We start from the raw sequence: 14,733 nt of genomic DNA, 5'->3' as shown, positions 1-14,733 counted from the left end.
GATGAATGAAAAAGCAGTAAAGCCGTTTGGAATTAAAGATAAAATTGGTTATATGTTCGGTGACTTTGGAAATGATTTCACGTTCATATTCTCCAGTACATTCCTCATGGTATTTTATATGAAGGTACTGGGAATCAGCGGAGCAGCAGTCGGAACGCTGTTTTTAGTAGCGAGATTTGTGGATGCATTTACAGATGTAACGATGGGGCGGATTGTAGATACCTGTAATCCCGGGAAGGATGGAAAGTTCAAGCGCTGGATCCGTATCATGGCAGGCCCTGTTGCAATCGCCAGCTTTTTGATGTATCAGTCCTCCATGGCAGGAGCATCCATGACCGTTAAGATCATCTATATGTATGTGACGTACATTCTTTGGGGCAGTATCTGTTATACAGGAATCAACATTCCTTATGGTTCTATGGCATCCGCCATCACAGACGTCCCGGAGGAGCGTACCGCACTCTCCACATTCCGAAGCATCGGTGCAACTCTTGCACAGCTGGTGATCGGTGTGGGCGGCCCGATGATCATTTATATGACAGATTCCACCGGAGCACAGGTGATCCGTAATGACGGGAAGATATTCCCGGTAGTTGCAGGAATTTTCTCTGTCTGCGCGATCATCTGCTATGTGATCTGTTACAAATGCACCACAGAGCGTATCAAGATCAAACCCGATCCGAATGCAGAGAAGATCTCTCTTGGCAAAACCTTTGGGGCGATCTTTTCTAACAGGGCATTGCTTGGGATCGTGGGAGCGGCTATTTTCCTGCTGTTAAGTTCTCTGATGCTCTCCAGTGTCAATACATATTTATATGCAGATTATTTTGGGAATGTAAAGGCACTTTCAACCTATAATATGATTACGATGGTTTGTTCGCTCTTGATGGCAACGATCACAGGTGTTGTTGTTAAAAGATTTGGAAAAAAAGAGTCTGCAGCTGCAGCAACTATTTTCACAGGAGCTGTGTTCCTGGTTCTGGGACTTTTAAAGGTAAAAAATGTATGGATGTTCATGCTCATTGCAGCCGTCGGATTCTTAGGTGTAAATTATTTTAACCTGATCATCTGGGCAAACATTATCGATGTGATCGACGATGTGGAAGTTCGGACAGGAAAGCGTGAGGATGGTACGGTATATGCGGTATACTCCTTTGCAAGGAAAGTGGGGCAGGCACTTGCCGGCGGACTGGGCGGCTACGCTCTGGGGCTGATCGGGTATGTGTCCGCTGCAAAGACACAGACGGAGGAAGTGTTAAAGGGACTTTACAATCTGGCAACGATTGTACCAGGCATCCTCTTTATCTGCGTCGCTTTGATGCTGATCTTCGTCTATCCTCTTACAAAGAAAAAGGTAGAGGCAAATGTAGAGTATCTGCGGGCAAAAAGAGATCAGGAAGAACGAGATTCTCATTAGATACAGAAAATTTGTGGATTTTAACTTCCTCAGGTAGTATAATGGAGAAAGCTTCTAGTACAGCATCTATGCAATAATTTACGATGTACTGGGAAAAGGCTAATATACACAGGAGGTTGAATTTATTATGTGGATGCGGGCAGATTTAAAAATGAGAGGGAAACAGGCATTCTACAGAAATTACTGGTCATCGGTCTTAGTAGCCCTGGTAATGATGATCATAACGGCAGCATTTTCATCATCAAGTGCGAAGAGCGTCAGGGAGAATCATGCTTATAATGGAGACAGCATTTTTTCTCCAAATGCGCTGCTCTATGCAACGTTTGTCATGGTCGCCGGAGTGATCGCACTGGGACTGATCATACTGGGGATCTTTGTGGGGAATGCTCTGCTGGTAGGTGGAAGCAGGTTCTTTATCCTGAATCAGACGGAGACACCAAGAGTCGGAACTCTTGGATATGTTTTCAAGTCTGGCAGTTATGTAAATGTAGTCATCGTTATGTTTCTGAGAGATCTGTTTACAGTTTTATGGTCACTTTTGTTTCTAATTCCAGGGATCATCAAGTTCTATGAATATCGGATGATACCATATATTCTGGCGGAAAACCCGGCGATGCCGAGAGAAGAAGCATTTTTGATCAGTAAGAGAATGATGACGGGACAGAAGTGGAATACCTTTGTATTAGATTTATCCTTTATCGGATGGGTTCTTCTGTCAGCAATGACAGGAGGCATTCTGGGAGTGTTTTATGTAGAGCCGTACCGCCAGGCAACTTTCGCCGAGCTGTACGCAGCGAATCGTGAGATGGCATATCAGAACGGATATATCAGATAAGGGATCTATGCTGAATATTGAAACGATCATGGGGGAGGATGAATGATGAGGGTTAAGATGATCGGTATGGGAGCCCTTGGGGTGATGTATGCAGATTATATCAAGGAGCATGCAGGAGAGGATGCAGTTTCTTTTGTGATGGACAGATCCAGGCTTGAGAGATATGAAGGCCAGGTGTTTTTATGCAATAAGAGAGAACAGACCTTCCGCATGGAGGACTGCGAGAAAGCGGAAAAGGCAGATCTTGTGATCGTGGCGGTAAAATACAACGGCCTTTCCTCGGCAATCGAGACCATGAAAAACTGTGTCGGAGACAGCACCATCATCATGTCAGTGATGAACGGGATCAGCAGTGAAGACCGGATCGCACAGCAGTACGGTGCAGACAAGATGATCTACACAGTGGCCCAGGGGATGGATGCGATGAAATTTGGCAATGAGCTTAAGTATACCCAGATGGGAGAGCTGTGTATCGGGGCAAAAGAGCCTCAGCAGGAGAAGAATGTGGAGGCAGTCTCAAAGTTCTTCGATGAGATTTATATGCCCTATCAGAAGGACGCGGATATCATGCACCGCATCTGGGGGAAATTCATGCTGAATGTAGGTGTGAATCAGACCTGCATGACTTATGGAACCAATTATGCAGGAGTTCTTAAGGCTGGTGAAGCCCATGATACGATGGTTGCAGCCATGGAAGAGGTGATCGCGGTCGGAAACGCAGAAGGAATCCCGCTTACCGGGGCTGACCGGGACTATTACGTGAGACTTCTTGAGACGCTGGATCCTGAGGGGATCCCGTCCATGGCTCAGGACCGGGTGGCCGGGAGACGTTCAGAGGTAGAGATGTTCGCGGGAACGGTCATAGAACTGGGGAAGAAGCATCATATACAGGTACCTGTAAATGAAAAGCTCTATCAGATGGTTCAGGAGATCGAAAAAGAATATTGAACAGAAGAGGGGGTTGACGTATTAAGCGTCAGCCCCCCTCTTTTGGAAGAAAACTAGATCAATATATACTAGATCAATACATATTTAAGTACAAACAGGACCGCCAGTACATACATTAATGCGCTGATCTTCTTTTCCTTTGCCTTTCCTGTCAGAAGGTTGATAACTACATAAGAGATGACTCCCAGTGCGATACCTTCGGAAATACTGTACATAAACGGCATTGCGATGATACAGATGAATGCCGGAAGCGTCTCTGTGTAATCGTTAAAATCGATCTTGACGATAGAGGTCAGCATCAGGAAGCCTACGATGATCAGTGCAGGAGCTGTTGCAAAGGACGGGATCGCCAGGAAGATCGGTGACAAGAACAGTGACAGCCCAAACAGGATCGCTGCGGTGATACTCGTCAGTCCTGTACGTCCACCTTCGGATACACCGGAAGCACTTTCCACAAACGTTGTCGTTGTAGAGGTTCCAAGTACCGCACCAACAGAAGTACCGACAGCGTCAGCTAACAGGGCGCCTCTGATTTTAGGAAGTTTTCCGTTCTTATCCAGCATATCGGCTTTGGATGCAACACCGATCAATGTTCCAAGTGTATCAAACATATCTACAAAAAGGAATGCAAACATGATGATCACGAAGTCTAAGGTAAATACGATGGAAAAGTCTAAATGTCCAAAGGTCGGTGCCAGGCTCGGAACAGAAAATCCTGCTGAAAAATCAGGCAGTAAGCTGAACCATCCGGCATCCGGTGTCGGCTTGTAGAGCCCGACTAACTGGCAGATGATCCCAAGCACCCAGGTACTTAAGATTCCCCAGAGGATATTTCCCTTCACCTGCTTGATTACAAGGATAGATGTGATCAAAAGTCCGATCAGGGCGAGCAGCACAGTGATTCCTTCTGTGTTGAATGTACCATTTTTAATAGAGCTTTTAAAAGAGAACATGCTGACCAAAGTGGAAGAGTCCACAACGATCTTTGCATTCTGAAGTCCGATAAATGCGATAAACAGACCGATACCTACGGAGACCGCATGTTTTAAGTTCATAGGAATCGCATTGAAGATCGCCTCCCGGACATTGGTCAAAGACAACAGGATGAAGATAAGACCTTCTACAAACACGGCACTCAAAGCCTGCTGCCAGGTATAACCCATTCCCATAACAACTGTATAAGTAAAGTAAGCATTCAGTCCCATACCTGGTGCAAGAACGAATGGATAATTGGACAAAAGTGCCATCAGGCAGGTTGCGATAAATGCAGCCAGTGCTGTTGCCGTAAATACTGCGCCTCTGTCCATTCCGGATTCTGCCAGAATGTTTGGGTTAACGGCCAGGATATAGGCCATAGTCATAAAGGTGGTGATACCAGCGAGTATCTCCGTCTTCACGTCAGTGTGGTTTTCTTTCAGATGAAATATTTTTTCTAAATTCATGATTTCCCTCCTACCTCCACTCCCGGGGGTAAACATCCCCTGCGAGCTAGTAAAATTAGTGATTAATTTTTATAAACAGCCAATAAATCCTGCCGTCCGGTCTGCCAGATCGAAGCAAATGAAAATAAGCACCTCCCTTTCTTGCTATGATTGGCCGGTTAAAAACTTGAGGATGGCTGTTGTATTTAATTAGTATTTCATGCGGGAGTGGAAATATAAAGAAAAATGGGTAATAAAAAAACTACCGGAAACAGATATACCTACTTTCCCTGCATGAAACGACCGGGAAATTTATAGGCAGCTATTACGGTAGCTGGTAGAAACGCTCAACCAATTATGAGCATATATAAATTTACAACCTGAAATTATTCGATTATCTTACAACGTGTTTAAATGTTATTAATACCATACACTATTTACCAAAAAAAATCAATTAGAAATTTGAAAATTAGTAAAAAATACTAATACTTTTCAAAACGTACCGTATACAGTATTAAAATACTCAATAAACATCGTGTATAAAAATTGATATTCGAGGTTTATTTATTTGTATATCCTCCTTTTTCACGGGTGCTATAATTCGAGACAGTTAAACAAGCCACTAAGTGAAGGAAAAGGAGAAGAAAATGAAGAAGAAAGTTTTATCAGTTTTTTTAGCAGGTGTAATGGCAGTATCCATGTTAGCAGGATGCGGCTCTGACAAGAAGGAGACAAAATCAGCAGACGGGACGGCAAAGACCGCAGGCTATGCCAAGGATGCAAAGTTAAAGGTCTGGGGGTCACAGGAAGACCAGGACATGCTCAAGGGAATCATCGAGGATTTCAAAGCAGACAACCCGGAGGCAGCAGACTGGAGCATTGAGACCGCGGTAGTCAGTGCGGCTGATGCCAAGAATGAGGTTTTAAAGGACCCGACTGTAGCGGCAGATATCTTCGAATTTGCTTCTGACCAGATCGCAGAGTTACAGTCTGCCGGAGCACTTTACAGGATCACGAAAAATAAAGATAAAATTATCGCAGACAATGTGGAAAACTCTGTGGACGCGGCAACAATAGACGGTGAGATGTACGGCTATCCGAACACATCCAACTCCTTCTTTATGTATTATGACAAAAGCAAATATACAGAGGAGGAAGTAAAGAGCTTAGATACTATGCTTGCAAAGGATCTAGGCGCTGGTGTGACAAATTTTTCTATGGACCTTGACAACGGATGGTATTCATCCGCATTCTTCTTCGGAGCGGGATGCACCTTATTCGGTGAGGACGGAACAGATCCGAAGCAGTGTGACTTTAACAATGAAAAGGGTGTACTTGTGGGAGATTACCTGTTAGACCTCTGCACAAACCCGAAGGTGAAGAACCAGGACGATGCACTTTTACTGGCAAGCTTCAAGGAAGGCAAGTTAGGCGCCAGCCTGACCGGAACATGGAATGCAGCAGCATTAAAAGAGTTCTTAGGAGATAACTTCGGCGTGGCAACCGTACCGACCATTACCCTGGAGGATGGAACGGAAGTGTCCCCAAGTACGATCGTTAACTTTAACTTATATGGGATCAATGCCCAGACAAAATACCCGGCAGAGGCAATGCTCCTGGCTGAATATCTGACCAGCGAAAAGTGCCAGAAGACACGTTTTGAAGTGAGAAATTCCGCTCCGACCAATAAAAAGCTGGCAGCAGATACCGAACTGTTAAGCACAAGCCCGGCTGTTGAGGTTCTCTCCAAACAGGTTGAGACTTCCACGGTACAGCCATCCATTCCGCAGATCGCAAACTTCTGGAGCCCGATGGAGGCATTTGGACAGGACTGCATCGCCAAAGCGGTGACCAAGGACAATATGCAGAAAACGATGGACACTATGGTAGAGGGAATTCTTTCTAAGCTGGGTGATTAATATGAGTAAAAATAAGCCGAAAAAAATGGGTAAGAAGTCCGAAGGAGGCCTCCTTAAGAGAGTCATCAAAGAGGGAGATATCTGGACAAAGGCATCAATGCTCATCATGGGATGCGCCAGCTTACGCAGAAGGCAGATCGTAAAAGGTCTGCTCTTCCTGCTGAGTGAAGCAGCGTTTATCTTCTATATGGTGGTCAATGGTGGGAACGCACTGGGACACATGACAACACTGGGAACACAGACGCAGGGGTGGGTCTATGACGAAGCCCTTGGGATCGACGTCCTGGCAGAGGGCGATAACTCCATGCTCCTTCTGTTATACGGAGTGGTCTGTCTGTTCGTTATCGCATTCTTCGTACTGATCTGGCGGGCCAATCTAAAGTCTGCTCTCGAGGTACAGAAGCTTGAACAGGCAGGTAAGAAGATCCCGGGATTTCTGGATGATGTGAAAGTATATTTCGATGCAAAATTCAACCGCACCATGCTGACACTTCCGATGATGGGCATCCTGGCATTTACGGTACTGCCGCTGGTATATATGATCCTGGTCGCGTTTACAAATTACGATAACGCACATCAGCCGCCGGGAAATCTGTTTACCTGGATTGGGCTGGATAACTTCGTGACCATCTTAGGCTCCGGCAGCACGATCTCCAAGACCTTCTGGCCGATCCTGGGATGGACGATCACATGGGCTGTATTTGCCACCGTGCTAAACTATATAGGCGGAATCCTGTTAGCGCTTCTGATCAACCGAAAGGGAGTGAAGTTTAAAGGCTTCTGGAGAACGATCTTCGTTTTATCCATTGCCATTCCTTCCTTTGTATCCCTTCTGATCATGAAGACCATGCTTCAGCCGGAGGGGGCTGTGAATGTTCTGCTGAAAAGCTGGGGTGTGATCCAGGAGAGTATTCCGTTTTTGACCAATGCGACACTCGCAAAGGTGACGATCATTGTCGTCAACCTGTGGATCGGTATTCCATATACGATGCTGATCACCTCCGGTATTCTGATGAATATCCCGGCGGACTTATACGAGGCGGCACGTGTGGACGGTGCAAATGCAAGAGTCATGTTCCGCAAAATCACGATGCCATATGTATTATTTGTGACAACACCGTACCTGATCACACAGTTTATCGGAAATATTAATAACTTTAATGTGATATATCTGCTGTCATCCGGCGGGCCGTCCACTCTGGAGTACTACCAGGCAGGAAAGACGGACCTGCTCGTTACCTGGCTGTATAAGCTGACCGTAACAAGTAAGGATTACTGTTATGCATCGGCGATCGGTATCATTGTATTTGTCATTTCCGCAGTATTCTCTCTGATTACATACAGAAGAACATCTGCATACAACAATGAGGAGGCGTTCCAATAATGAAGAAAACAAGATCTATGTCAAGAAATAAAAAAATCAGGGATGTCGCTTCCTATGCAACGCTTACCCTTTTGTCGGTCATCTGGCTGATCCCCATCTTCTGGGTAGTCATGACATCCTTTCGGGAGGAGGGCGGTTCCTACACCTCCTACTTCTTCCCCAAGGGGCTGACGCTTGCAAACTATGTCAATCTGCTGACAGATAACAGCCAGTTTTATTTCTTAAAATGGTTTGGAAACACCTTATTTGTAGCGGTATTCAGTTGTCTGATCTCTACCTTTTTTGTACTGTCTGTATCCTACGTCATGTCAAGGATGCGTTTTAAAATGAGAAAGCCGCTTATGAATGTGGCTTTGATCCTGGGGATGTTTCCTGGATTCATGTCAATGATCGCGGTATACTATATTTTAAAAGGACTCGGCATCACACAGTCTCTTCTGGCGCTGATCATGGTCTACTCAGGAGGGGCAGGACTCGGATTTTTCATTGCAAAGGGATTCTTTGACACCCTGCCAAAATCGCTGGACGAGGCGGCATATCTGGATGGGGCGACCAAGTTCCAGATCTTTCGGAAGATTACACTGCCGTTATCCAAGCCGATCATTGTATATACGGTCCTGACTTCTTTTATGGCGCCATGGATGGACTTCATCTTTGCCAGTGTCATCATGGGAGATAACTACAACAACTATACGGTGGCTCTGGGGCTGTTCAAGATGCTGGAGAGAGAATTTATCAATGATTACTATACACAATTTGCCGCAGGCTGCGTGCTGATCTCCATACCGATCGCGGCTCTGTTCATCAGTATGCAGAAGTATTACGTGGAAGGCGTATCCGGCGGAGCAGTAAAGGGTTAACCGAAAAATGGATACATGCAGAGACGTGTATCCATTTTTTACTACCTGGACGTTACTAAAAATAGTGACACCGGGAAATCGGAAGTTTTACACAATATGATAGAAAAATAAGAACATCATGAGGTTATTCGACATGAAAAGAACGATCAGGCAGTGGAAGGAATATTATTCCAGTCCTGAATTTCAGGACAATTATATCTATGAGGGAAATGACTTAGGAGCTGCATGTACAGAGGCGGGAACCAGATTCCTTTTGTGGAGTCCGTCAGCAGAGCAGGTCACCATCAATCTGTATGAAGACGGCAGCGGGGGAGGGGCATATGCTTCCTTTCAGATGGAGCGAAAAGAAAAAGGCGTCTGGGAATATGCTGTAAAGGAAGACCTGCACGGGATCTATTATGATTTTACCCTTCTGATGGAAGGGGAAGAGGTGCTCTCGGCGGACCCTTATGCCAAGTCCTGCGGTGTGAACGGAAAGCGCAGCCAGGTGGTGGATCTTAAGCGGACCAATCCCGAAGGCTGGGAGGAGGATCAGGCCCCGGAGTATGACAGAGAGCGGATCATATATGAGCTGCATGTAAAGGAGTTTTCCTGGGATGCGGCAGGCGGTTTTCCGGAAAAGGACCGCGGAAAATACCGGGCATTTTTACATACGGACACCACACTGAACGGAGACGGGAAGCATCCGACGGGGATTTCATACTTAAAAGAGCTGGGGGTCACCCATGTACAGCTGATGCCGGTCTACGATTACGGCTCCGTCGACGAGGCGGGGGAGGAAAGCCAGTTTAACTGGGGCTATGATCCGGTGAATTACAATGTGCCGGAAGGCTCTTATTCCTCAGATCCGGAGCATGGCGAGGTGCGGATCAAGGAATTGAAGGAACTTGTCCAATCCCTTCACAAAGCAGGCTTCCGGGTGATCATGGATGTGGTCTATAACCATACCTACTCCCGCGACTCCTGGTTCCAGCGGACGGCGCCCTGGTACTTTTACCGTGCCGATGGGAGGGGAACACCATCCAACGGTTCCGCCTGCGGTAATGATGTGGCAAGCGAGCGTTTTATGTGCAGCAAATATATTCTGGAATCCGTGCTGTACTGGGCCAAAGAGTATCATATGGATGGATTCCGGTTTGACTTAATGGGGCTTCTGGACACAGAGCTGATGAATCAGATCCGTCTGGAACTGGATATGCGGTACGGAAAAGGGGAAAAGATGGTCTTCGGAGAACCGTGGGCAGCCGCAAAGACAGCAATGGAACCCGGTGCATATCAGGCACTGAAAAAGAATATGCTGAAGCTGGATGAAAATATCGGGATGTTTTCTGATGATACCCGGGATGCCATCAAAGGCTCCGTCTTCGAGCTTGATGAGCCTGGATTTGTGAATGGTGGAGACGGATTCGAGGACGCGGTTTTAAACAGCGTGCAGGCATGGTGCCATAAAAGGACACCAAAGATCAAGGCACCGTCCCAGGTCATCACGTATGTTTCTTCCCACGATAATCAGACTCTCTGGGATAAGCTTACGGAGACCATTTCGGATGAAGTGCTGCTTCGAAAGGCTTACCGGCTGGCATCAGGGATCTACATGACCTGCCAGGGGAGCTTATTCTTCCTCTCAGGGGAAGAGTTCGGCAGGACGAAGAACGGGATCGCGGACAGCTATAACTCACCGATTTGCATCAACCGTCTGGACTGGACGAAGGCATACGAGGAAGCTTCGCTGGTGGAGTATTACCGCGGGCTGATCGCCTTAAGAAAACAGCTTCCGGGCTTATGTGACAAGTCCAAAGAGGCGTGGAAACGGGTCAGGAGACAGTGGAAAAAGGAGGGGATCGCAGGCTTTGACCTGGAGAACTCTTCGGAACAGATTCCGTCTGCGTGGAGCACTCTGCGGATCGTCTACAACCGCAGCAAACGTGAGGTGGAAATCGCTTTAAGCGGCAGAGGCTGGGAAGTTCTGGCTGATGCTCACAGCAGCATGCTCTGGAAAAATCCGGAGCCGGTATCAGGTCCGGTGGCAGTAGAGCCGGTAAGTATCCTGATACTTGGAAAACGAGATCAGAAAGTGGAAACAGAGATATGAAATGGATTTATGGGAAACACGACTGGAAGACATTAGAGCGCGGCGAAGAAAACTGTTATCTTATGACAAACGGCCTGGGCGGCTTTTCCTCCATGACCATGACAGGAGCGGTATCCCGCAATGACCATGCCCTTTTGATGGCGTGTGTTCAGGCTCCGAATCACCGTTATAACATGGTGCACAGAGTAAAGGAGGAGGTCCTGTTCATGGAAGGAGAGCGTACGTTAAGGCGGGCTGTTTCCGGCCGGGTCATCTCCAGCCAGGAGTTTTCGGACGGACACAGGGAAGAGGGATACCGTTTTTTGTCTGCCTTCACCTACGAGGATACTCCGGTCTGGAAATACCAGGTGGAGAGTGTCAAGATTTTAAAAGAGGCTGGATTAAAGCCCGGGGCTAACACAGCCGTACTGCGCTATGAGATAGAAAACCGTGGAAAAGAACATTGTATGCTATGTATTACCCCCTTCTATCAATTTGTCCCCAAAGGCAGTGACATGGATGCGGGACAGATCATTGAAACAAAACAGATACCGGGAAAGGGCAGGGAGCAGCTGATAAGCGGCAGCCATTTGTATCACAGGGAGAGCCTGAAAAGCGGGAATCTGACGCTGTTTGTGAGGACGAACGGGAAGATAGCAGACCTGGCAGAGACCTGTGAAACCTATGCTTACCGGTATGATGCCTGCGATGGAAGAAGGGGAGAGGGAACCGCGAAAGGAGTCCATCAGATTTTATGCTCTGTGGGACCAGGTGAGAAAAAGACGCTGGAAGTCATATTCGAGATGGAATTGTCAGAAGAAACAGCGGCGGATGTGATAGAGGATGTGAAGAACTTCCGCAGGGAGTGGTCAAAACGTGCCGGGTTTTCCTCAGAAATGGGGAAAACTCTGGCAAAGAGTGCCTCCCAGTTTATTTCGAAACGGGAATCAACGGGAGGACTGACGATCCTGGCAGGTTTTCCGTTTTTCGAGGACTGGGGCAGAGACACCATGATCGCACTTCCGGGACTGTGCATCTCCACCGGGCAGTTTGAGACGGCAAAGCAGATATTAAGAACATTTGCACTCAGTGAGAGAAACGGTCTGATGCCGAATCTTTTCCCCGAAGGGGGCAGTGAACCGCTGTACAATACGGTGGATGCGGCGCTTTTGTTTATCAATTGTGTATACCTGTATTATGAGGCCTCCTCTGATCTGGACTTTGTAAAAGAAGTTTTTCCGGTCATGGAGCGGATCATAAAAGGATACCGTAAGGGCACGGAATTTGGGATCTGCATGGATGAGGACGGCTTGATCCGGGCAGGAGAGGGACTGGCACAGGTGACCTGGATGGATGTCCGTGTGGGGGATGTGCTGCCCACACCCCGTCATGGAAAGCCGGTGGAGATCAATGCCTACTGGTATAATGCGTTATGTATCATGGAGAAGTTTTCTGCGCTCATAACGACGCCCGTGCATGAGGACTTGGAATACTCATCTGCAGAATATGCCCGGCTTGCCGGGAGGGTGAAGGAGTCCTTTACGGAAAAATTCTGGTCAGAGAAAAATCAGTGCCTTAAGGATGTCCTGTCCGGAGCTTACGCGGATGAGCAGGTCAGATGCAATCAGATCTGGGCTGTTTCCATGCCGTTTACGATGTTAAACAGGGAAAAAGAGAAACAAATAGTAGAAACTGTGTTTAAAAAGTTGTATACTCCATATGGGCTTCGTACCCTGGAAGAGGGGGACAAAGAGTTCCGTCCATTCTACGGGGGGCCTATGGAAGAGAGGGATATGGCATACCATCAGGGAACTGTATGGACATTCCCGCTGGGCGGATATTATCTGGCCTATCTGAAAGTTCATGATGACAGCGAAGAAGCAAAACAGACAGTAAGGGACGAACTTGAGGTCATGGAAAGTGCAATGAGGGAGGGCTGTATTGCCCAGCTGCCGGAGATTTACGACGGCTTAAACCCCACAGCTTCAAAGGGCTGTTTTGCACAGGCATGGAGTGTAGGCGAAATCCTCCGCGTATACGAGAAAATAGAAAAATAAGATTCAACTGGCCGCACAGTACCGCTTACAGAAGCGGGAAGCGGTGCGGCGCATGAAAGGAGATTTTTTATGGAACAGGCATTGGAAATGATGCTTAAGCAGAAGTTTGGGAAAAGCATTCAGGAAGCAGCGAAGGAAGAGATTTATGCGGCCCTGCTTGAGGTGACAAAGGAAAAGATGCAGGGAATGAAGAGAAATGAAGGCAGCAAAAAGTTATACTACATATCAGCCGAGTTTTTGATCGGAAAACTGTTGTCCAACAACCTGATCAACCTGGGACTGTTTGAAGAGACAAGAGAGGTCCTTGAAAAACACGGACACAGCCTGACTGAGATCGAGGAGATCGAACCGGAGCCGTCCTTAGGAAACGGCGGACTGGGACGTCTGGCAGCCTGCTTTTTGGATTCCATCGCAACACTGGGACTGGAAGGTGACGGAGTCGGATTAAACTACCACGACGGATTATTTTTACAGAAATTCCACGACAACAAGCAGCAGGAGGAGAAGAACCCGTGGATCACGAAAGATTCCTGGCTCAATAAGACGGACTGCCATTTTGAGGTTCCGTTTAAAGACTTCACACTGACTTCCACGATGTATGACATTGATGTGCCGGGATATCACAGCGGATGCAATAAGCTTCATCTATTTGATATCGATACGGTTGACGAGTCCATCATTCATGACGGGATCCAGTTTGACAAGGAAGATATCAAAAAGAACCTGACCCTGTTTCTGTACCCGGATGACAGCGATGAGAAGGGACAGCTTCTGCGCATCTATCAGCAGTATTTCATGGTAAGCAATGCGGCACAGCTGATCTTGAAGGAAGCAGAGCAGAAAGGCATCAACCTGTATCATCTTCATGAGCATGTGTGCATCCAGATCAACGACACACACCCGACCATGGTCATCCCGGAACTGATCCGTCTTTTGACTGCAAGAGGATTCAATATCGACACTGCCGTAGATGTTGTAAGAAAGACCTGTGCTTATACCAATCACACCATCCTGGCAGAGGCATTGGAGAAATGGCCGGTTTATTACCTTGAGAAGGTCGTTCCGCATCTGCTTCCGATCATCCGTGAGCTGGATGCAAGGGTGCGAAGAGACTTCCATGATGAGAGAGTCTATATCATCGACAAACAGGACCGTGTCCACATGGCACATATTGATATCCACTATGGATATGCAGTAAACGGTGTTGCGGCCCTGCACACAGAGATCCTCAAAGAGTCAGAATTAAAGCCGTTCTATGACATTTATCCGGCGAAGTTCAACAACAAGACCAACGGGATCACCTTCCGCAGATGGCTGGTACACTGCAACCACAGCCTGGCAGAATATTTAAAGGAGCTGATCGGGCCGGGATATATGGAAAATGCCGATGAACTGGAGAAGCTTCTTGCATACAAGGATGATGAGACAGTCCTGAATCAGTTAAAAGAGATCAAGAAGAATGCCAAAGTGGAATTGAAGAGATATCTGAAAATGACACAGAACGTGGATCTTGACGAGAACGGTGTATTCGATATCCAGATCAAGCGTCTGCACGAGTACAAGAGACAGCAGATGAATGCATTGTATGCGATCTATAAATATAAAGAGATCAAGAAGGGCAATCTGCCGAAACGTCCGGTCACGATGATCTTCGGAGCAAAGGCAGCCCCTGCTTATACCATCGCAAAGGATATCATCCACCTGCTCTTATGCCTGCAGCAGCTGATCGACAATGATCCGCAGGTCAGCCCATATCTGAAACTGGTGATGGTAGAAAACTACAATGTGACAAAAGCAGAGAAGCTGATCCCGGCCTGCGAT

The 14,733-nt window shown here is 47.1% G+C and carries 10 protein-coding genes and 1 riboswitch; of the genes, 9 read left to right on the top strand and 1 reads right to left on the bottom strand.

Features of this window, described 5'->3' with window-relative positions; all coding sequences use genetic code 11:
• Position 1: 1 nt before the first annotated feature.
• The 3 genes from AC4OGX_RS14790 to AC4OGX_RS14780 all read left to right on the top strand — a co-directional run bounded on the left by AC4OGX_RS14790 (position 2) and on the right by AC4OGX_RS14780 (position 3,200).
• On the top strand, positions 2–1,417 hold the full coding sequence (locus AC4OGX_RS14790; RefSeq protein ID WP_493331355.1) for an MFS transporter: 1,416 nt from the start codon (positions 2–4) through the stop codon (positions 1,415–1,417).
• Positions 1,418–1,544: 127 nt separating this feature from the next.
• A complete protein-coding gene (locus AC4OGX_RS14785; protein ID WP_493331353.1) occupies positions 1,545–2,252 on the top strand; it encodes a DUF975 family protein in 708 nt (235 codons plus the stop codon).
• A gap of 42 nt (positions 2,253–2,294) precedes the next feature.
• Positions 2,295–3,200, top strand: coding sequence for a ketopantoate reductase family protein (locus AC4OGX_RS14780; RefSeq protein WP_493331352.1), 906 nt, complete (start codon positions 2,295–2,297; stop codon positions 3,198–3,200).
• Between the two features lie 68 nt (positions 3,201–3,268).
• On the opposite strand, the gene AC4OGX_RS14775 is transcribed toward AC4OGX_RS14780, so the two are convergent.
• Positions 3,269–4,642 carry an NCS2 family permease gene (locus tag AC4OGX_RS14775; protein ID WP_493331351.1) on the bottom strand — a complete coding sequence of 458 codons (1,374 nt, stop codon included), beginning with the start codon at positions 4,640–4,642 and terminating at the stop codon, positions 3,269–3,271.
• Between the two features lie 274 nt (positions 4,643–4,916).
• A riboswitch (purine riboswitch) is annotated at positions 4,917–5,012 on the bottom strand.
• A 256-nt stretch (positions 5,013–5,268) separates the two neighbouring features.
• Between AC4OGX_RS14775 and AC4OGX_RS14770 the strand changes: the two genes are divergently transcribed.
• From AC4OGX_RS14770 to glgP, 6 genes are all read left to right on the top strand, one after another.
• The gene (locus tag AC4OGX_RS14770; RefSeq protein ID WP_493331350.1) at positions 5,269–6,540 is read left to right on the top strand and encodes an extracellular solute-binding protein; all 1,272 of its coding nucleotides are present in this window, start codon (positions 5,269–5,271) and stop codon (positions 6,538–6,540) included.
• A gap of 1 nt (position 6,541) precedes the next feature.
• Positions 6,542–7,924, top strand: coding sequence for a carbohydrate ABC transporter permease (locus tag AC4OGX_RS14765; RefSeq protein ID WP_493331349.1), 1,383 nt, complete (start codon positions 6,542–6,544; stop codon positions 7,922–7,924).
• Positions 7,924–8,784: a sugar ABC transporter permease gene (locus AC4OGX_RS14760; RefSeq protein WP_493331348.1), complete on the top strand. Its 861-nt coding sequence runs from the start codon at positions 7,924–7,926 to the stop codon at positions 8,782–8,784. Before AC4OGX_RS14765 ends, AC4OGX_RS14760 begins: the two co-directional genes overlap by 1 nt.
• 133 nt (positions 8,785–8,917) lie before the next feature.
• A complete protein-coding gene (gene pulA, locus AC4OGX_RS14755; RefSeq protein WP_493331347.1) occupies positions 8,918–10,876 on the top strand; it encodes a type I pullulanase in 1,959 nt (652 codons plus the stop codon).
• Positions 10,873–12,912, top strand: a complete 2,040-nt coding sequence (locus AC4OGX_RS14750) for an amylo-alpha-1,6-glucosidase (protein WP_493331346.1) — start codon at positions 10,873–10,875, stop codon at positions 12,910–12,912. The genes pulA and AC4OGX_RS14750 overlap by 4 nt, the downstream gene beginning before the upstream one ends.
• 69 nt (positions 12,913–12,981) lie before the next feature.
• Positions 12,982–14,733: glycogen/starch/alpha-glucan family phosphorylase (glgP, locus tag AC4OGX_RS14745; protein ID WP_493331345.1), on the top strand; the 1,752-nt coding region annotated here is incomplete at its 3' end.

The sequence above is a fragment of the Faecalicatena sp. genome, from assembly GCF_058819085.1.
This window is presented reverse-complemented; position numbering and strand designations above follow the sequence as displayed.

What these genes read in the sequence shown, in the direction of transcription:
- AC4OGX_RS14785 (WP_493331353.1), top strand. Translation starts at nt 1,545, where the DNA reads ATGTGGATGCGGGCAGATTTAAAAATGAGAGGGAAACAGGCATTCTAC.
- AC4OGX_RS14780 (WP_493331352.1), top strand. Translation starts at nt 2,295, where the DNA reads ATGATGAGGGTTAAGATGATCGGTATGGGAGCCCTTGGGGTGATGTAT.
- AC4OGX_RS14775 (WP_493331351.1), bottom strand. Translation starts at nt 4,642, where the DNA reads ATGAATTTAGAAAAAATATTTCATCTGAAAGAAAACCACACTGACGTG.
- AC4OGX_RS14790 (WP_493331355.1), top strand. Translation starts at nt 2, where the DNA reads ATGAATGAAAAAGCAGTAAAGCCGTTTGGAATTAAAGATAAAATTGGT.
- AC4OGX_RS14760 (WP_493331348.1), top strand. Translation starts at nt 7,924, where the DNA reads ATGAAGAAAACAAGATCTATGTCAAGAAATAAAAAAATCAGGGATGTC.
- pulA (WP_493331347.1), top strand. Translation starts at nt 8,918, where the DNA reads ATGAAAAGAACGATCAGGCAGTGGAAGGAATATTATTCCAGTCCTGAA.
- AC4OGX_RS14750 (WP_493331346.1), top strand. Translation starts at nt 10,873, where the DNA reads ATGAAATGGATTTATGGGAAACACGACTGGAAGACATTAGAGCGCGGC.
- AC4OGX_RS14765 (WP_493331349.1), top strand. Translation starts at nt 6,542, where the DNA reads ATGAGTAAAAATAAGCCGAAAAAAATGGGTAAGAAGTCCGAAGGAGGC.
- AC4OGX_RS14770 (WP_493331350.1), top strand. Translation starts at nt 5,269, where the DNA reads ATGAAGAAGAAAGTTTTATCAGTTTTTTTAGCAGGTGTAATGGCAGTA.